The organism is Shewanella sp. SM68, from assembly GCF_025653925.1.
GTDB lineage: Bacteria > Pseudomonadota > Gammaproteobacteria > Enterobacterales > Shewanellaceae > Shewanella > Shewanella oncorhynchi.
The window spans coordinates 191,900-210,901 of sequence record NZ_JAKKRU010000002.1 but is presented as its reverse complement, the minus strand read 5'-3'; the positions used below and the strand labels follow the sequence as shown (position 1 = coordinate 210,901).

13 protein-coding genes and 2 pseudogenes are annotated in these 19,002 nt (G+C 45.7%); 7 read left to right on the top strand and 8 right to left on the bottom strand.

The window, feature by feature from the left end; all coding sequences use genetic code 11:
* Positions 1-6: 6 nt before the first annotated feature.
* Positions 7-741 carry a basic amino acid ABC transporter substrate-binding protein gene (locus L5M40_RS04040; protein ID WP_071940133.1) on the bottom strand — a complete coding sequence of 245 codons (735 nt, stop codon included), beginning with the start codon at positions 739-741 and terminating at the stop codon, positions 7-9.
* Between the two features lie 433 nt (positions 742-1,174).
* On the opposite strand from L5M40_RS04040, the gene L5M40_RS04035 reads away from it, so the two are divergent.
* A complete protein-coding gene (locus tag L5M40_RS04035) occupies positions 1,175-1,993 on the top strand; it encodes a hypothetical protein (protein WP_263175808.1) in 819 nt (272 codons plus the stop codon).
* Positions 1,994-2,001: 8 nt separating this feature from the next.
* On the opposite strand, the gene L5M40_RS04030 is transcribed toward L5M40_RS04035, so the two are convergent.
* Entirely contained in the window at positions 2,002-2,892 is an 891-nt protein-coding gene (locus tag L5M40_RS04030; RefSeq protein ID WP_219254006.1) for a LysR family transcriptional regulator, read from the bottom strand.
* Between the two features lie 122 nt (positions 2,893-3,014).
* Here L5M40_RS04030 and L5M40_RS04025 point away from each other — a divergent pair, with 122 nt between their 5' ends.
* The 5 genes and pseudogenes from L5M40_RS04025 to L5M40_RS04005 all read left to right on the top strand — a co-directional run.
* Positions 3,015-3,449 carry a CidA/LrgA family protein gene (locus tag L5M40_RS04025; protein ID WP_028761649.1) on the top strand — a complete coding sequence of 145 codons (435 nt, stop codon included), beginning with the start codon at positions 3,015-3,017 and terminating at the stop codon, positions 3,447-3,449.
* Positions 3,450-3,451: 2 nt separating this feature from the next.
* A complete protein-coding gene (locus tag L5M40_RS04020) occupies positions 3,452-4,171 on the top strand; it encodes an LrgB family protein (RefSeq protein WP_028761650.1) in 720 nt (239 codons plus the stop codon).
* Positions 4,172-4,346: 175 nt separating this feature from the next.
* Positions 4,347-4,837: pseudogene (locus L5M40_RS04015) on the top strand (GNAT family N-acetyltransferase).
* Between the two features lie 396 nt (positions 4,838-5,233).
* On the top strand, positions 5,234-6,202 hold the full coding sequence (gene pbpG, locus L5M40_RS04010; RefSeq protein ID WP_105251600.1) for a D-alanyl-D-alanine endopeptidase: 969 nt from the start codon (positions 5,234-5,236) through the stop codon (positions 6,200-6,202).
* Positions 6,203-6,366: 164 nt separating this feature from the next.
* Positions 6,367-7,257 (top strand): annotated as a pseudogene (locus L5M40_RS04005) (rhomboid family intramembrane serine protease); the annotation flags it as partial.
* A 44-nt stretch (positions 7,258-7,301) separates the two neighbouring features.
* Here the strand turns inward: L5M40_RS04005 and L5M40_RS04000 are convergent.
* From L5M40_RS04000 to L5M40_RS03975, 6 genes are all read right to left on the bottom strand, one after another.
* Positions 7,302-8,399, bottom strand: coding sequence for a calcium:proton antiporter (locus L5M40_RS04000; RefSeq protein WP_025008445.1), 1,098 nt, complete (start codon positions 8,397-8,399; stop codon positions 7,302-7,304).
* Between the two features lie 143 nt (positions 8,400-8,542).
* Positions 8,543-10,855 carry a toxin-antitoxin system YwqK family antitoxin gene (locus L5M40_RS03995; protein ID WP_263175806.1) on the bottom strand — a complete coding sequence of 771 codons (2,313 nt, stop codon included), beginning with the start codon at positions 10,853-10,855 and terminating at the stop codon, positions 8,543-8,545.
* A gap of 159 nt (positions 10,856-11,014) precedes the next feature.
* Positions 11,015-12,763: a toxin-antitoxin system YwqK family antitoxin gene (locus tag L5M40_RS03990; protein ID WP_263175805.1), complete on the bottom strand. Its 1,749-nt coding sequence runs from the start codon at positions 12,761-12,763 to the stop codon at positions 11,015-11,017.
* Positions 12,764-12,775: 12 nt separating this feature from the next.
* Entirely contained in the window at positions 12,776-15,073 is a 2,298-nt protein-coding gene (locus L5M40_RS03985) for a hypothetical protein (RefSeq protein ID WP_263175804.1), read from the bottom strand.
* 217 nt (positions 15,074-15,290) lie between these two features.
* Positions 15,291-16,499, bottom strand: a complete 1,209-nt coding sequence (locus L5M40_RS03980) for a NupC/NupG family nucleoside CNT transporter (RefSeq protein WP_219233794.1) — start codon at positions 16,497-16,499, stop codon at positions 15,291-15,293.
* A gap of 309 nt (positions 16,500-16,808) precedes the next feature.
* Complete coding sequence (locus tag L5M40_RS03975; RefSeq protein WP_028761657.1) at positions 16,809-17,756, bottom strand: LysR family transcriptional regulator; 948 nt, start codon at positions 17,754-17,756, stop codon at positions 16,809-16,811.
* 225 nt (positions 17,757-17,981) lie between these two features.
* On the opposite strand from L5M40_RS03975, the gene L5M40_RS03970 reads away from it, so the two are divergent.
* On the top strand, positions 17,982-18,962 hold the full coding sequence (locus tag L5M40_RS03970) for a dienelactone hydrolase family protein (RefSeq protein ID WP_263175801.1): 981 nt from the start codon (positions 17,982-17,984) through the stop codon (positions 18,960-18,962).
* The last annotated feature ends 40 nt before the right edge of the window (positions 18,963-19,002 follow it).

Here is a 19,002-nt window from a genome sequence, read left to right as displayed (position 1 = left end):
CTGATATCACTTTATATGGGCAGAAACGAGCGTCTGATATTGGCCGTCGGCTTTCATGTTAGCCAGTGTTTTATTGATGCTCGCCAGCAGTTCAGGCTGCTCTTTTGACACGGCGAAACCATAAAACTCAGCAGGAAAATCCAGTTTGATCATCTTTAATTCAGGATTTTTAGCAAGATAGTTAGCGGCAGGTTCGCTGTCGAATAACACTAAATCTACCTTTGAATTTTTAAGCTCCATAATGGCTTCGAAACCCGTATTAAAGGCGGTGATATTTTGGGTGTATTTCTTCGACATGATGTCAGCAGTTGTGCCTAACTGCACCGCAAAGTGTTTGCCTTTAATATCTTCAAGCGTATGAATACTATTGTTATCTTTATTAACCAGTACCACTTGGGTCGCTTCGTAGTAAGGCTCAGAGAAGTTGACGTTTGCTTGACGTTCAGCGGTAATTGTCATGCCCGAGGCGATAAAATCAATTTTGCCAGAGTTGAGTGCGACGATCAGTGAATCAAACTTCATGTTTTCGACTTTCAGTGTCTTGCCCGCATCTTTAGCGATTTGCTTGGCCAGATCGATATCAAAGCCTTTGATTTCATCGCCACTTTGGCCGCCAACATATTCAAAAGGAGGGAAGGCGGCATTAGTGCCAACGACTAACACGTCATCGCTTTTTCCGCATCCAGCTAACAACAAGGTGGCAGTTAAGGTCAGGCCGCCTAATAACATGGACTTTTTCATTTAAGACTCTCTTGTTCGATTTCACTATCAGTGTGGCGACTATAGGCAGATGAGCATTAAGTGTCAATAATTATGCTGTTAATTTGATTAAAAATTCATTTCTATTTTGCGGTTTTCAGTCGCAAGATTGAGGGGCGCTGCTTTCCTGTACAAATTTGTGTGTAAGTTGTTTTTTCTGGGTTGAATTATTGTGCTTTGGTCTATAACTATTGTTACTGTTAGGTTTTTGGCTATCTATACTTCTGTAGTGTTTATTAGTGGCTTCTCAATGAGAGTGTCATAATTTGAACTATCGCCTATTATTCTTTGATTAAATTGGCTAGTTTAGCCGCTCTTTAACGGCAACCTTAGTTGGTGTTATTCCTATTTTATGCAGTTTAATCCTCTGGCTGATTTGATTATCAAGCTAGAAACGATATTTCAGGAGTCAAAAGTGAACTATCTCAACTCAGCATTAGTGTGTTTAGCCCTGTGCTTATCGAGTGCACTGCAGGCCGAAGAGCAAACTCAGTGGCATTACAGCTTAGGCAGCCATGATTTTGTGGTCGAGGATTCTCACACCTTAGGGGTGAATGCGAGTCTATTGTTAGAACATAAAACCCAAAGCGATATTTTGCTGACGGCGGCGCTGGATGCCTATATAGACGCAGATGTCGATAAACTCGACCCTGACCACATCCCTGTGTGGTTTAAGTCTGCCTATGCCGCGAGCGGTGAACTTTATCGTGTTAATCCCGCGTTTTCATTCGGTTGGCAGTTCGATTTACAGGGAAAGCGTAATACCGTTAGCTCGGTTGAGAAACAAGCTAAGGTATTTCCTGGGTTGACGGCTAACTTTGACGGGCAAGCATTACAGGCCCAGTTCAAGGCGGGTACGGGTTATTACTATCTCGAAATCGATGACGATGTGCCTAGAACTCGAGGTTACGATCGTGGCGATTTTGGGAATGGTACGTTTGCTTATACCTTTATGGGAAGTGTAGGGGCTAATGTGACGCCTAAGCTACATATGCAAGTGGCCGCACAAACCTGGCAAGACGAGGATAAATGGTTAGAGAATCAATATCGCTTTGAGCTGAGTTACCAAACCGATTTTTGGCGGCCTGACAGCCTGCTCGTGCTGAGCGCCGAACACACGCAATACAATTTAGACCACTATGCCAAAGTCGATGTTAACTCGGCTGAGTATTTGCCTATTCTGCCATGGGATAGCGATACGCTAGTGCGTTTAAGCTTAGTGGTTCCTTGGTAAGAATAGGGTTATTTATGGGTTAAGTGCTTCTCGACTAAGGCGATCATGGCTTGAGCCGCGAAGGATAAGACTTGGTCTTTGCGCCAAAAGAGCGATAGCTCCCAGCGCAGCTCGTCACTCGCCAGTGGGATATTTACGACGCCGGGCACGCTGTAGCGCCGCGCGATGGAGCGCGGCAATACCATAACCCCTGTGCCCGCGGCGACTAAGGCAATCCCGAAATCGGCTTGGCTAACGCGGGTGATGTTTTTAGGGACAAATCCTGCCTGTCGGCAGGCATTGAGCACTAATTGATAGAGGGTGTATTCGGTTTCGAACATCACCTGAGGGTCGGCACTAAGATCACTAAACGATAATATCTGTCGGGTGGATAACGGATTTTCCTTAGGCAGCACTACTACCATAGGATCGTTAAACACGCGTATGCCGTCATAACCCTCATCAAAATCAATAATCCCAGTGGCCAGTTCAATTTCGCCCTTTTGGATTGCCGCGGTTTGCTCTACACCGCCACGGACGAGTAAGTGCATCTCTATCTGCGGATATTGCTGGCGATATTTGGCAATAATCGGGGCAAAAATTTCGGCACTGCCTAGAGGAGCCAATCCGAGATTGAGTTCGCCCGCGGTTAAACTGCGTTGGGCCGTGAGTTCAGCGAGCATACGTTGTCGGCCAGCGAGTAACTCTTTGCCATGTCGATAAACAACTTCGCCCGCGGGCGTGAGTTTGACTTGGGTGCCGCGTTTACCGCGTTCGAGTAAGATGAGGTCTAGCTCCTCTTCCAATTGGCGTACGGCTTTTGATAGTGCAGGTTGGGTGAGATGGACTTTTTCGCTGGCTTTACCGAAGCCTCCAGCATCGACGATTTCGATAAAATAGCGGATAACTTTGAGGTCCATTAAGGTTCACCTTTAAATGTATTCTTAAAATTCATGCATTACATTCTTAATATTCATTTTTTTTATCAAATAGGCAAGCCTAGAATAGCCCTATAGAAAACTTTGTTCTAACCGAGAAAATCATGTCATTCCCACAAGCCGCAATACGTCAGTGTCGACATTGGGCTTTGTTATTAAGCCAAATCGGCCTCTTCTGTTTACTGTCCTTCGCATGTCACTGGTTCGCCACTTGGGCACATTCTCCTATTCCAGGAAGTGTGATTGGCTTAGGCATACTCTTATTTTTATTAGGTTTTAAACTTATTCCTGAAAATGCCGTGCAACTGGGCGCTGCATGGTTGATTGGTGAGTTATTGCTGTTTTTCATCCCGCCAGTGATATCTGTTATTAAGTACGAAGGTTTGTTTGAGCAATACGGCACCAATATTTTATTCACTTTAGTGATGGGCAGTGTGTGTGTGATGTTTGGTACAGGCTTTGTGGTCGATAGAGTGTTTCGTTTTGAGCGCCAACTGAACATCAAAAAGCAAGCCCGTCGCCACGCTAAGGCGGCTTAATGATGACAGACTCAAAAGTGGTGGATTTTGTGTTGTCGCAGACCGGATTAGCCTTATTCAGCTTATTGCTGACAATATTCTGTTACTTCGGTGCCAAGCGTCTCTATAAGTACCATAGAGTCTGGTGGTTAGCGCCCATAGTGTTAGCGCCAATAGTGATTACCTTATTGGTGTTTAATCTTAAGATCCCGCTGCCAACCTATTTTGAATACACCCATTGGTTAATGGCCATGTTAGCGCCAGCAACTATCGCCTTTGCTTTGCCGATTTATCGTGAGCGTAACTTGATCCGCCAGTATCCGCTGACGATAGGGTTAGGTGTAACGGCGGGATTGTTTTTGGGGATGATGTCTTCTTGGCTGTTGGTAAAGTTTGTGCCCTTGCCGGTGGAATTGTCTAAGAGTTTGCTGGTACGTTCGGTGTCGACGCCCTTTGCGATGGAGGCGACTAGTGCCTTTGGCGGCGTGCCTGAGTTGACGGCCATGATGGTGTTAATCACAGGCGTCATTGGCATCTTGGTGTGCGATCCCTTATTTAAATTTATGCGTATTCGTACTTCGTTAGGTAAAGGTGTTGCTCTAGGGGCATCTGCCCATGGTGCGGGCGCCGCAAAAGCCAATGAAATCGGCAAGCAAGAGGGCGTTATCGCCAGTTTGACTATGATTTTTATTGGTATCGCTATGGTGTTAGGCGCACCCGTTTTTGCATTGATTTTTATCTAGGCTTTGAATGCTATCGTGTGAGTTTTATGGCTTGAATTTACACACCTCAATTTCGGCAAATTTGCCTCTTCGAGCGCTAACTCCTTCTCGGTTATGCGCTTTTTTTTTGAGCTTACCTTCATAAAATGTGGCATGCTGTACCAAGTTGAAATACATAGTATTAATGGTGATACCTATGTCTAGTAAGTCAGACAAACAACCAAACACACAATACAGCGTGAGTTTACGCCCGATTATTGAAAGTGATCTTGAAGCTATTTTTGTGCATCAAAGCGATCCCATTGCTAACCAGCTTGCTCAATTTCCTCCTCGGGATCGAGAAGCGTTTTTTAAACATTGGCATCAAAATATTCTGGGACAAGTGAATGTATTACCAAGGGCGATAGTGGTTGATGGCAAGTTTGTGGGCAATATTGGGCATTGGCAAAGTGATGGACAAGCGCTGATAGGGTATTGGATTGACCGTGAATATTGGGGCAAAGGTATCGTGACACAGACCTTAGCGCAATTTTTGCCTTTAGTCAGTTTAAGACCCCTTTTTGCCCATGTGGTTAACATAATTTAGCTTCACAGCGAGTGCTGCTCAGACACGGTTTTGTGCTGACAGACCAACTGATACAAGAGAGCGAAGATACTGAAGCTTTACTCGAATTTGTCTTACGCTAGCGGATAAGATGCTATAACGCGACATTTTATGGCGTATGTTAACGCTTTCATTCGGCTAAAATGACGTATTTAGATGCTTGAAACCACTGTTGTACAGGGACTTTTGTTAAAAGTGCAAAAAGTCGCCCATTATTTTCATTTCAAATTTTTATACTGAAAAAAGCCTATTCCTAAGATTTTGTCTCTACTGTAATTGAAAAGCCTAGATCTAGATGCTTTATTGCTCTGAATTGGTGACAGGTTAAGCTGGTTTTATATAAAAAAATTGAGAAGAAAGTGCTGATCTTACTGATAAAAGTCTAATTGCATTCTATTTCTTTCACTGTAGAACTCCTATACTTAGCCAAAACCTGTGCCATAGCACAATCGATCCCTTATCTATTCAGTGAAATCTATATGAAGATCCGTTTTCTGCTCAGTAGTTTTATTCTTGCGTGCAGCAGTCTCACCGTTGCCACGACAGCGCATTCAGCCGATTCGGCCTCTGTCGCATATAAAAGCACCAAAACTCAATCGACAGCAAAAACGAAGCAAGCACCATTAAAGCAAGAAATTGCAGGACGTAGTGCGATAGTCGTGGACTTAAAAACCAATGAAGTGCTTTATTCCAATAATCCTAATGCAGTAATGTCAATTGCATCTGTCACTAAGTTGATGACAGCTATGGTGGTGCTGGATGCAAAGTTACCTATGGAGCAAAAGCTTGCGGTAAACATCCGTGATACCAAAGAAATGAAAGGTGTTTATTCTCGAGTTCGTATCGGCAGTGAAATCAGCCGTAAAGAAATGTTATTGCTGACCTTAATGTCATCAGAAAACCGTGCAGCTGCAAGTCTTGCACATCATTATCCCGGTGGTCATAAAGCTTTTATTAAGGCGATGAATGCCAAAGCAAAAGCGCTGGGAATGAAAAATACCCGCTATGTTGAACCTACAGGTTTATCCTATAAAAACGTTTCGAGTGCCAGTGATCTGATTGTATTACTTAAGGCCAGTGAAAAGTACCCTATGCTAGGCCAGCTGAGTTCGACCGAGAAGAAGACGGTTACCTTTGCCAACCCAAGATACAGTTTAGATTTTCGTAATACCAATCGTTTGGTTTATAAAGATAACTGGGATATTCATCTAACCAAAACAGGCTTTACGAATGCAGCAGGGCACTGCCTTGTGATGCGTACTGAAATGGCAAAACGCCAAGTGGCATTTGTCGTGCTCGATGCTTACGGCAAATATACGCATATTGCGGATGCTAACCGTTTACGTAACTGGTTAGAGACTGGCAAAGTCACTCCTATTCCTGCTGAAGCTAAGCAATACAAGAAACAACGTAGCCAGCAGCAATTAGCTAAGTTGAGTGAGACCTAGTTTCTCGGTTGCAGCTTTATAAAAGTACAAACATAAAGGCCAGATGAGCAATCAATCTGGCCTTTATGTTTTAACGCTTTGAATTTCTACTCAATTTTGATAAATTTATTATGGATTTGAGCGTACCATAGTCGTTATTTTATGTTCTCAAGGATGACATTCGTGTGGATGTATTTTTAAAAAAAATTCAACTTATCTATTTTCCCTTCTTATTTCTCAGCTTGTTATTTGTTTCTGGTTACAGTTTTGTCCATTGGCTGTTGTTGGTTAACCTTGAGTTTTTTAGTTTAGATGAAGATATCGTTAATTTGTGGCTGCCGCAGATACTGTCTTGGCTATTGTCGATCATTTATATCCGACCTAGGCTAAAACGACTCAAGTTTGTTAAAGATAATTCGCGCTTTTTCTATTTATTGATCGCGGTGCAATTAATGGCTGTTCCTTGCATTGTTGCGCAGGAATATCTCAAGACTGCCACGGGGAAGTTAACGCAATTAGCATCGATACAAGAATTGTATCTCCATAAAAATACTCAGTATTATCAGTTGCAGCAATCTTATATTGATAAGACGCAAATTGGTTTGCAGCGAAGCCTAGAGGTTACAGGTAAACATAGTAGTCACTTAAATATGGCACTGTATATCGCTATGCCGATTTTTGCAGAGCGTGCAGACAGTTGGCATGCTAAGGCCCTCGCTTGGTATGGTAAAGTTTATCAGCAGGAGATCAGTAATCGACTTGAACCCAATGAGAAAGAAGCGCAATTCAAAGCGTTTTTGGCTAAATCCCTAAATGAGTTCAATGAGTTGGACCCTCAGAGTTTTGTTTACCTTGAACGATTAGCCCCATCCTCTCTTCGTTCAGAGTTGCTCAGCGCCGCACAAAAAAGTCCGCTTTATCAAGCTGAACATCAAACGATTTTTATGCCCAAATTTGAGCCATTTGAGGCTCGTAATGGCCATAAGTTAGTGTGGATTTTTATCTGGTTTATTGTTGGCACTTTAGTCTGGTTTGTACTCTTACTGCGGGTCAATCTGGATGAGAAAAGCGTAAAGCCGAGACGCAAATAAATCACGCTCGGCCTTGGATTTAATAAAGTTTAGGCATGTTCAAACATTAAGAACAAGTAAACGATAAACAAGACTATATGAGTCGCGCCATGCAATGCATTGGTGCGACCGCTACTAAAGCTTACCTTACAGACCATTAAACTGGTGATTAATAGCACCATGTCGGCGGGTGACAGGCCTAAATGGACTTCTTGATCTATCACGCTGCCAATAATTAATACCGCGGGGACTGTGAGTGCAATCGTCGCGAGCACTGAGCCAAAATACAGATTCATCGCCCGCTGTAATTGATTGTTTAACGCGGCCTTAAAGCCTCCCACAGCTTCGGGAGATAAAATCAAGCAGGCCACAATAAAGCCCCCTAATGCCTGTGGAGCGCCTAGGGTAGCTACGCTGTAATTGATGGGCATAGCTAAGGTTTTTGCCAGCAAAATGACCACGAGCAAGTAGCCAATTAATAGAATCGTATGGTAAGCATTGCTGCGTAGTATGCCGTGGTGTTCCTCATGGTCTTCATGATCGGCATCGACAAAGAAATGGCTGTGGCTCTTCGTCTGTACCACTAAAAAGACGCCATAGAGCAGAATCGAAATAATGATCAGCATCCAAGACATGGCTTTAGACATGCCGCCAATAGTGCCACCTTCGGTAAAATTGGGCAGTACTAAACAGAGTAGGGCGAGGGGAATAATCGCCACGAGATAGGATTTTACGCCATCTAAATTGAAATGCTGGGTATGGTAACGCCAGCCGCCAAGTAATAATGTAAAGCCTACTAAGCCATTGATGATCAACATGACGACGGCGAACATAGTGTCGCGCGCCATGACAGGGTTGGGTTCTCCGGTCAGCATCACGGAGGAGATCATCACCACTTCGAGTGAAATGACCGATAAAGTTAAGATTAAGGTGCCATAGGGATCGCCAAGCTTAATCGCTAGTGCATCTGAGTGGCGCACCACAGAGAAAATAGCCCAAGTCACTACACCCAATAGGGCGAGTGAAACGGGAATATAGGTCGAGAGGGCGGTGCCATCGGCGAGTAAGCTATCGCCACCGGTTTTAAAGAATACTAAGGTCAGTATTCCCAGTAGCAGGGCTAACTCGTCTTTCATAAATGTCTTCATAGGCAATGTGTCCTAAACGAAAAAAAAGGCCGTTAGTATAGACACTGGTTATGGCACACTTTGCATGAAACTTCCTTTAGATTTGGAGTTAAGGATAAATGTTTGAACTAGATCGCTTTTTAATCTAAAACCCCATTTTTAAGCTAGTCATGGTGTTCTGTTTTAATCAGCTTGCCGAGTTGATCATAATGATTCCAATCCCCTGATTCTCGATCGCTGAGATAACTGCCTTCAGTGCGTTTTTCACCATTAGGCCAAAAACTTTGCCATAGACCTTCCTTGCGATCCCTAAGATAAGTGCCTTGTTCGGCTAACTTGCCATTGTTGTGGTAATAGCTGGCATCGCCTTCTTTTTGGCCTTTCACCCAGGTTTCAACGAGTTCTGGCTTACCGTTCTGGTGATATTGCTTCACTTGACCATCAAGCGACCCTTTAGCATAAATTGCCTCTAATTTGAGTTGGCCGTTGCTGTAATATTCTTTCGTTTGGCCATGGTTTTGACCGTCTAAAAACTCAGTACTGGCCGCTTGCATTCCATCCTCAAACCAGCTTTCCCACAGTCCAGTTTGATTACCTTTATCCATAGCCCCGCTGAGTTTTAGCTGGCCATTGTTGGGATAGTACTCGGCATACGGGCCTGTTTTGTCATTTTTATCATAGGTTTCTGAGCGGTAAACCACTTGCTTAAAGCTGTAAAACTCTCGAATTCCGTGGCGCTTGTTTTCCTGCCAATGGCTTTTTTGCTGGATATTCCCCTCGGGGATTGTGCCATAGGTAGGGTCTTTCTCTTCGTAGCGATAATCCGTCCACAGACCGGTTTTTTGGTCGTCCAGATACTCCCCTGTCACACGGCGGCGTCCGTGGTAATACTCTGCATAGTTACCATTAAGTTTGCCATTGGCGAAGGTTTGCTCCCGTTGTTTCAGGCCTTCGCTGTACTGTATCCATAGGCCTTCTTTATTGCCGTTTTGATATGTGCCTTCTTCATTGGGATCACCATTGGCATACCAGCGGGCGAAATGGCCATCAAGAGGGTAACGACTGGCATTGTCTTTTTTATCCCTTGCGTAGTGAGATACTTCCCGAGGTTTACCGTTATCGTAAAATGACTCATATTTTCCGACCCATTGGCCATCGATACGTTCGCCGCGCTCACTTTCTGTGCCGTCGTCAAAATAGGTTTCTGATTTCCCTGTTGGTTTACCTTCAACGTATTGATCTAGCGTCCGCAGCTTGCCATTGTTGTGGTAACGGCGTGATTCACCGTGACGCTGCCCTTGTCGCCATTGTTCGGAGGATTGCAGCTTGCCAGCGTGATAGCGCTCAAATTGGCCATCCTTAATTCCCATGTCGTAGTGGCTTTTTTCGAGCAAATGACCTTCGGTGTTATAACGCTCCGATGGTCCATGAAGCGGGTATTGGCCATTGTCAGCCTGCTTTGAGTCTTGGTAGTTACGTAATTCTTTAAGTTGGCCGTTGTTGTGGAAATACTTTTGCGTACCAGCGAGTAGATCCTGTTTATAGTTGAGAGCACTGGTGAGAATGCCCTCGGCATTAAAATATTGCTGTGGCCCGTCTAATGCACCATTAACATACTGTTCTTCAACTTGTAATTTACCTGCATCATTAAATTGCTGGCATTTCCCTTGGCGTTGCCCAGCGCTATATTGGCAGCGGCTGGTGAGTTCACCATTGGGGTAAAATGTCCGTTCTTCACCCTCGAGCAGATTGAGATTAAACTGGCTGCTGCTCGATTTAGTCCCGTCATCGAAAAAGGTTTCCCATGCTCCTTGGCGACGGCCTTCGGCATCGAAGCGGCCCGTCACTGTGGCTTGTCCATTGGGATTTTGTTCTAAATAAGAACCTGAGAGTTGGTTGTTCGCATAGCTCTGGCTTTGGGACAAGGTGCCGTTTTCATAGAAACTTTCCCATTTCCCGTGGCGCAGGTTATCGAGGTAGCTTTCTTGGGCTTGCAGTTTGCCACTGTTATAGAAACGTTTTACTTGCTCCTTTTTACCGTCTTTATAGCGCGTCGTTTGGCTGAGATGGCCGCTGCTGTTGTATTCTTTCCATTCGCCCGTGGGCACGCCTTTGGCAAATTGCTGTTCCTCAGTAACGGCGCCGCTCAAATCGAACATATGCCAAGTGCCATCTTGATAACCCTGCTGATAGTTTCCTTCGACTAGCTTGCTGTTATTGGTATGAAATACTTGCCATTTACCATTAGGGATCCCCTCGGAAAACTGCCCTAAGGTATAGCCTTGGTTGTCGCGTACTATGGCGATATCGCCATTTAAGGGCATGCCAGTGGCGAGATTGTAATAGCTGGGAATTCCGTCCTGTTGGCGGATTTCGACCATCATTGAGGAGAGATTTTGCGCTGCTTGTACATGGACACTGGTTAAGCTGGCTCCCGCAATCGCGAGGCTGATAAAGCGAAATGGCGTATTGAACATGCTGATTCCTTGCTCTGTTCTGGGTCTTAAGGCCGCGCGGTTTGCAGCCTATACAAGAATCCTAATTTTTTGCTGTTGAGTTTATTTATCGGGCTGTGCACTTATATACAGTGCACAGCGCCAAGGGTTAAGTTAATCGATTAAGCGAATATGCTTAGGCTAAAAAATAGGGAAAACATGGTCCGAGGTAATCACCGGCAGCGGTATTTCCTGATTTAAAAACTTGCCATGATTGTAGCTATTGATCACTTCTATCCAGCCATTATCCCTAAACTCGTATTGTTTACTATGAAACCTGCCCTGCTCGTCATAATTCGCTATTTCAAGCACATAGTCTTCGGTATTACGCAGTTCCCAGTGGCCGACTTGTTTACCTTGGTCGAAGCGTCCGTACCAATAGTGTCTCTCAGGATTTGGCCTTGGGTTAAAACCGAACTCACCATGGGTGTACACCCAGTCGCCATCCTGCTGCCCATTGCGGTATTCGCCCTTTTCATACAATTGGCCGTTCGTGGCGTAGCGTTGTACTAATCCTTCGGGTTTGCCATGGTTAAAGTTGATTAATTCAAGCAATTGCCCAGAACTTGTCTCATTACGGAATTCACCATCGAGCTCGCCTTGGGCATCATAGCTAAAGGTGAGGGTGGCATCTTCTTGTTGTTTTTTCCAAGCGCCAACGGGCTTGTCGTTGGCATATTGGCCGCGCTCGGCCACCCACTGTTCCCCTGTCTCATGGTTAATTTTCAGCATTTCGTAGGGGCCTTCGCGCTTGCCCTCTTTAAAATATTCCCGGGTAATCACTTTTACAGTTTGACTTCGGTTTAGGGTTTGCAGATATAAACCTGTCAATTGGTTATCGATATGCTCGCTGCGGCTGATTAACTCACCTTGCTCAAATGTTTCGCTGAGGACCCATTTTTTAAGCTTGTCCTCCTCTGTGTTAGAGGTAAGTTGACCGTCATTAAAGCGTTGATGCTTACGGTAAACCCAGTTGTTGTCTTGGTGTTTTTCTTCGATTGAACTGAGCATTTCGCCCTTTTCATTGTATTTAACCGCTAACTTCACATTCCATGGCGCCTCTATGATTTCCTTTTGGGCTATCTGGCCATTATTAAAGTAATCCAGTTGTTCACCGACTTTATAATCATTGTGGTAGCGGTAGTGGCGCTTTACCTTGCCATCGTCGAAATATTCGAAGTAATCCCCGTGTTTCTTACCTTTGACATAAGCTTGGGTCGAAATGATTTTACCAAAGCTCCAATTGGTCTCGTTGCCATGTGTAAGCCCATCCACCATAGGGATTTCGACGTGTAAGTTGCCATTGTCATAGTACTGGGTAATACAAGTACCACTATTACAGACTTTGCCCCTAAGCTTGCCCTCGCTATCAAAAAGCTCGCTTATACCGACCTCTTTGCCATCTTTATAGGTTGTTTTGTACCGGATCTTCCCACCTTCCCAGTAACCCGTTTCAAGGCCTTGTTTAACGCCATTTTCATAGTGCGATTCAACATACAATTGACCCGTGGCGATATATTTTTTGAGCAGGCCATGAAGTTGACCTTGCTCGTTGCGAAAGCCTTGTTCGTAGGGCTTGCCATCCTCAAAGTAGCATTGATAAGCACCGCGAAATTGTTCGCTTGTGAGGGTTTTGCCAATTTTGTTATCGGCGAGGGCACTGGCGCAGAAAAGCATATCGTTATTTTTGTAATAAACTTCAGCCTTATAATTTCCGTCGATAACTTCGGTCGATTTTTTTAGATAGTATTGAGCCTGTTTTTCATCTTTGACAACCTTCCAATGGGCATCGAGTAACACCTTTTGTGAATTGGCATTGGCACTGGCACTGATAGTGATACAAATAAGTACCAGTGCTCCAAGGAGCAGTTTTACTGTAAATAGACGCATAACCGCTCCTTTTTATGGCAAAGGTTTAAAGGTGAATTCATAGGGGATGTCTACGGGGTTTTGAGAGAGAGTCATATAACTCACCTTCGCTGCAGGGCCCTCCACACTCAAATAGCGGCCATCGACCAGCGCCTCTTTAATCCGCAGTTCGGTGGTTTCGGGCAGTCGAATCGTTAGGGATTTGCCTTGGGCATCCTCGACTTTAAAGTAGTTCTTAAGATCTTTACTCGGCTCATTGCCATAACCGGTTTTTGTTAGCCAAGCTTGTAAATCGATTAACCAAGGACGTGGGTTAGCTGCCTGCTCTAAGGGTTGCCAACTGATATCACCTTGGCAATGGATTTTTCCTTGGATGTGTTTATCGTAGAAAAACTGCCGCTCGCGGTCGGGTGTCATCAGGGTATAGGCTGGTCCGTTTGGGGCATTGTGCTCAAACAGCCAAGTGACTTCGTGTTTTCCCTCTTTAAAACCTTGTTCTATTTCAGGTTTACAGGCACTCGCTAATGCGGCTGACATAGGAATATACAGATTATGGCCATTTTCAGTCTCAGGTTTTATCCCTTGGATCGCACTGATTTCGGCGTTTGATGGCTCAAGATCTTGATAGAGGAAGTTATTGAGGCTCGAATCGCCAAACTCGCTTAGGGGATTGGCCAGATTTTGGTTGTAGTCGGTAAAGGTCACAAAGCGGATGTTCTTGGTTTGGCTTAACTCCGGCTGTGGCTGGCTCTCCAGTATTACAACGGTTTTAGGGATTTCATCTAGCTTAAGTAGCAGGGCGCGGGTGCTAAGGTGATGAGGATCATCGACACCGATTAATTCCCCCAGCAGTTCCTTATCCGTCACCGTTAACCATTTGGGATAATCACCATCGCGACGGGCTTCGGCCATCTTTCCTTTAAATTGCTGAAAAGGAAGGTTAATGTTTTTAGTCTTACTCTGCTTTGTCACGACTTTAAATAGCTTTGCCTCGGCGTCGAGCACCTGAATGGTGAGGCTCGCATCGCCGAAGGCGTAAGGATTCGCGACCAGTTCATCCCACGACTTTTCGACTATCTTATTGCTTTCGGGGATAAGGGTTAGCTTGGCGGTGATATGATCTATCTGTTTGAGTTTATTGGCGGTGTTGTCCCAGCCTGTGGCGATAAGATCTACCGAAGACTCAATCGAGCGGTTGAAATTCATCGCCACACCTCTGCTGTGCTGCCAGAAGTGAATGTCTATCGGATTTCCACTGGCATCAAAGGCGGCTAAGTCTTCATAATGCACATTAGCAACCACATATCGCGGGCTTATATTATGCACAAAGCGCAATTGCAGCACTTCTGGAGTGTCAGCGCCCCATGGGCCAATATTATCAAGAATACCTTGTTGATCAGGTAATAAGGATTTTATAAAGTCCTTATCATGGGCTTTATATTCCCGAGGAACATCGCTGATGGAGTACAGCTCTTTTTGCAGATCATCTATATCACGCTCGGCATCGTAGTTAGCGTCGGCATGCCAAAGCATGTTCATGATATAAGGGCTATCCTTGGGCGCCATGGCGATGCGGCGGGTAAGGGTACTGCCTTTGCTCTCTTCCTGTTGAAAAAACGCCATGCTCTCTAACCAGCCGGTTTTGCGGTTAAGCTCGAACTTGCCATAGGCCTTAAAGTTGTCTTTCTCACCTTTTACTACTGCAAATAACTTATCTTCGGTCACTTGCTCAACCGTCCAAGTTAGGCGCGCATCCATGGGGGCGCTGATGCTATAACCGACCCTAGGCTCAAGCACCACAGGCAAGGTTGGAGCTTGTTTAAACAAGCTATTAAGATTCACCCAGTGGTCAAATAATTCCTTGATATCTTTTTGATCCATCTTGGCAATGGGAGTCAGTTGGCGGACTTCACCATTGTTAAATTCCACATTAAAGCCATCTTTAACCAACTGAAAGATTTCATTAGAGTTACCTTTAGGGTCGATATTACTTACCGGAATCGGCATGCCATAATCGCTAATTTGCAGCATATTAGGTTGGATAAAAAAACGGGCGTTATGGGTTAACGGCGTTGTTAAGCTGGTCGCCTTACCCTCTGCATTCTGTAATTGGTAATCCAGCAGCAGTCGTGCCTGCAGCACTTTGCGGGTTTCAAAGCCATCATTGAGGTTTATGGTGGAGATAATCTGATATTCACGCTCTGTGGGTATGTTGGTATTAACTGAATTGGAGGGTGACGTTGAGTTATCGCAGGCGGTTAACAAGAGTGTTATACCTGCCATTGTCAGTGTGATTGCGGCGTTAACTGCCTTGTATTTCACTATGGCCATTCGTACTCCTTTGGCTACGCATGTTATTGAAATGTAAACTCATTAATCTTTTTCTGGCGACATTATACACAAAAAATATCTGAGGCATAAAAGAAAACCCAAACCAAGCTTGCTTGATTTGGGTTTGTGTTGATCGCGGTTTTGCTGCGCGAGAGTGGCTAACTTAGTGGTTAACTCAATGGTGAGATGAGTGCCTAAAAAAGCCCAAGCTGATGGATTACAGCGAGAGGATCACGCTGGCGATTGCCGCACTCATGAGGTTGGCGAATACGCCAGCGGCAATGGCGCGAAAACCATTACGGGCGATAAATTCGCGGCGCTCTGGCACCATGCTACCCAGTCCACCGATCAAAATTGCCATAGTGGAAATATTAGCGAAACCACACAGGGCAAAAGTCACAACGGCCTGAGAATGGGCGCTCAGTTGGTCTTCGACTTTCATTAACTGGATGAAGGCTACAAATTCATTCACTACGATTTTTTGGCCAATGAGTGAGCCTGCAGTAATGGCCTCATGCCAAGGAATACCCAGCAGCCACGCCATAGGGGCGAACAGATAACCGAGTAAAAATTCGAAGCTTAACTGGTAACCGAACCATTCACCCACAGCGCCTAACATGCCATTCAGTAGGGCGATAACACTGACAAAGGCCAGTAGAGTGGCACCAATCCCGACAGAAATCCGCATGCCAGACATAGCGCCATCGGCTAAGGCTTCAACCACATTGGTGGCGCGTGGCAGTTCGACTGAGGTGATTTCATCGGCACTATTTTTGTCATTGTCGCTAGGCGGCATGAGGATTTTTGCCATCAACAGACCCGCGGGTGCCGACATAAAGGCGGCGGCGATCAAATAGTTAAGATCGACACCTAAAGCGGCATATCCGACTAAGGTACCGCCCGCGACTGAGGCTAAACCACAGCTCATGACCGCGAAGAATTGCGAATCGCTCATGTGCTTTAAATAGGGTTTAATCACCAGCGGCGCTTCAATCATGCCGACGAAGATGTTTGCCGTGGCAGATAAAGACTCGGCGCGGCCCGTACCCAGTAAACGCTGCAGACCACCACCAATAATGTTGATCACCTTTGGCATTAGACCAATATGATACAGGGCTGAAATCAGCGCCGAGAAAAAGATGATGATACCTAACACATTGATTGCAAATACGAAGCCGACTTTGCCCGTGGCGAGATCGCCAAACAGAAAGCCAATCCCTTCGTTGCCATAGGCTATCACGCTCGACACGCCCGCCGTAACAGACTGCAATACGGCCTTACCCGCAGGAACGTAGAGCACTAACAGGGCGAATATAATTTGTAAGCCTAGGGCTAAAATCACAGTGCGGTAGGGAATATTCTTGCGGTTCACTGACAGTAACCAAGCAAAAAACAAGATACTAATCATGCCTAATATCGCGATCATAAGGGGTTATTCTTTTGAGTTAAGGAAGAAGCCGCGCATTGTAGGCCGAGTCGCAGTAAGGGCAAGTCGAGGGCGTTACTGGGCTGTTACGATAAAATAGTCGAAAATAGCAACAGTTTAAGCTGCTGTTTATGCAGGAGAATAAAAGCTATTTTAGCTACTGTTGCCCAGAGGAAATAATATTTGTGCCTGTGGCAATAATCGAAATCATGCCACAGACGACTTTAGGCAGGTGTCGTAGTCAGTACTTTTTTGAAATGCAGCTTAAGTGACTGTTGCTTAAATGACAGTAGCTTAAGTGGCTGCAGTTTAAGTGACTGTCTTACCTAACCAAGGTTTGAGCTTTTTATCCCAGTAGGGCGGGTGGCCGATATGGGACTTTAAACACTCTATTATCACCTTGTACTTAGTCGGTAAATGGCGCCGCCTTGGGTAAACCACATAGACGGGCATCTGTTGCAGTGGTTTCCAATCGGGTAAGAGTTGGATCAGTTTTCCGCTTTGAAACTCATCACTGAGTAAATACGTGGCCACATAGCCTATGCCGCGCCCGGCAATCACCGCATTACGCACGGCTTCGGCTAAGTCGACACGGTAATTTCCCGCTACATGCACGGTTTGTTCTAGGTCATCCTTAGCAAAACTCCAGCGATCATAATTACGGCTCTTGCTTTGATAGATAACGCAATTATGTTGCGCTAATGCCTGTGGATGGTGTGGCACGCCATGCTTGAGTAAATAATCGGGAGAGGCGACCACCACAAAGTTAGTCTCGGCGAGGTGCTGGGCGATATAACCTTCGTTCAGCTGTTCATGGTTAGTGATCCACAGATCGAGGCCTTCTTCTAGCATGTCGGCTTTATGGTCGAACAGGCTTAGCTCAAATCGCAATTCGGGGTATTTTTGCTGCAACACTTCCAGCGCGGGGATAATGTGTAAGGTGCCAAAGGACTGGGAGGAACCGAGACGAATCGTACCGCTAATGTCATCGCGGGCATCCAGCATAATCGCATCGGCATTTTGCGTCGCTTCAAACACTTGCTCACAGTAATGGGCAAACTGTTGGCCCGCGTCGGTTAGCACTAAGGTGCGAGTAGTGCGCTGGACTAACAGCAAGTTCAGCTCGGCTTCCAGTGCGCCAAGCTGTTTGCTGACATAGGAAGTCGAGGTTTTTAACTTGGCCGCCGCTTGGGTAAAACTACCACTGGTCACCAGAGTGTGGAATATCACCATCTGGCTAGCTCTATGTTGTATCACGCTAGGCCCTCTAGAATCTAAATCGCTATTTTAAGCTAGCCTTGCCCTAACCGACAGCCGTTTGTGCCGATCGTGTGCTATTTCAAATCAAGCTTACCAAACGGCACACGTTAAAGTCAGTTGCCCTAAGTGCGATTCTTATTTTACTCTTGAGTTAAATCTTAACACCCACAAGCTAGGGAAGACGTGTTACCTGTGGTTAGCTTGTTCAATGGAGGAATAACGATGACACAACAAGACAAGCAAGCCTTAGCAGAAACAAGTCAGATACATGCCCAGAAAGTACAACCGATACCGCAGGAAGCCTTTGACTGGTATGACGAATATGCCCATGGCATTATCGATCGCCGTGAGTTTATGGGGCGGCTCGCAGGATTGGTGGCGCTAGGTTTTACCATGACGATGCTCACGGGCGCACTCATGCCGAACTATGCCCTCGCCGAGCAAGTCTCCTTTAACGATCCCAGTATTCAAGCCAGCTATGTTAAGTTTCCCTCGCCAAATGGTTACGGTGAAGGGCGCGGCTACTTAGTCATGCCCGATGAGTTATTGCTCGCGGGCAGTGCCGCAGGTGAGCCGAAAACCTTAGATCTCAGTAAAAAAGCCGCTGTGGTATTAGTGGTGCACGAAAATCGTGGCCTTAATCCCTATATCGAAGATGTGGCTCGCCGATTAGCCGCGCAGGGGTATATCGCCTTCGCCCCCGATGCGCTTTATTCCCTCGGTGGTTATCCGGGTAATGATGATGCGGGCCGCGCTATGCAAAGCAGTTTAGACAGAGCCAAAATCGAGCAAGACTTTATTGCCGCTGCGCAGTTTTTAAAATCCCATCCCCAAAGCAATGGCAAACTCGGTGCCGTAGGTTTTTGCTTTGGCGGCTATATCGTCAATATGCTGGCCGCCACGATTCCCGATGAACTCAATGCTGGCGTACCTTTCTATGGCACGCCTGCCGCTGCGGAACTGCGTAGCCGAGTGAAGGGACCGCTAATGTTGCAATTTGCTGGGCTCGATCAGCGGGTAAACGACACTTGGGCCGAGTACGAAACTCAGCTAAAAGCCAACAAAGCCGATTATGTCGCCTATCTTTACCCGAATGTGAATCACGGTTTTCATAACGACTCTACAGGACGATACGATAAAGCCACCGCCGAACTCGCTTGGGCGCGCAGCTTAGCCTTTTTCGATACTCGACTGCGTGGCTAAGTGGGAGTGAAGCTCCGCTTACTCTGATCTCGCTGATTCT

Coding starts and splice junctions, on each gene's coding strand:
- L5M40_RS04040 (WP_071940133.1), bottom strand. CDS start 741: ATGAAAAAGTCCATGTTATTAGGCGGCCTGACCTTAACTGCCACCTTG.
- L5M40_RS04030 (WP_219254006.1), bottom strand. CDS start 2,892: ATGGACCTCAAAGTTATCCGCTATTTTATCGAAATCGTCGATGCTGGA.
- L5M40_RS04025 (WP_028761649.1), top strand. CDS start 3,015: ATGTCATTCCCACAAGCCGCAATACGTCAGTGTCGACATTGGGCTTTG.
- L5M40_RS04020 (WP_028761650.1), top strand. CDS start 3,452: ATGACAGACTCAAAAGTGGTGGATTTTGTGTTGTCGCAGACCGGATTA.
- pbpG (WP_105251600.1), top strand. CDS start 5,234: ATGAAGATCCGTTTTCTGCTCAGTAGTTTTATTCTTGCGTGCAGCAGT.
- L5M40_RS04000 (WP_025008445.1), bottom strand. CDS start 8,399: ATGAAGACATTTATGAAAGACGAGTTAGCCCTGCTACTGGGAATACTG.
- L5M40_RS03995 (WP_263175806.1), bottom strand. CDS start 10,855: ATGTTCAATACGCCATTTCGCTTTATCAGCCTCGCGATTGCGGGAGCC.
- L5M40_RS03990 (WP_263175805.1), bottom strand. CDS start 12,763: ATGCGTCTATTTACAGTAAAACTGCTCCTTGGAGCACTGGTACTTATT.
- L5M40_RS03985 (WP_263175804.1), bottom strand. CDS start 15,073: ATGGCCATAGTGAAATACAAGGCAGTTAACGCCGCAATCACACTGACA.
- L5M40_RS03980 (WP_219233794.1), bottom strand. CDS start 16,499: ATGATCGCGATATTAGGCATGATTAGTATCTTGTTTTTTGCTTGGTTA.
- L5M40_RS03970 (WP_263175801.1), top strand. CDS start 17,982: ATGACACAACAAGACAAGCAAGCCTTAGCAGAAACAAGTCAGATACAT.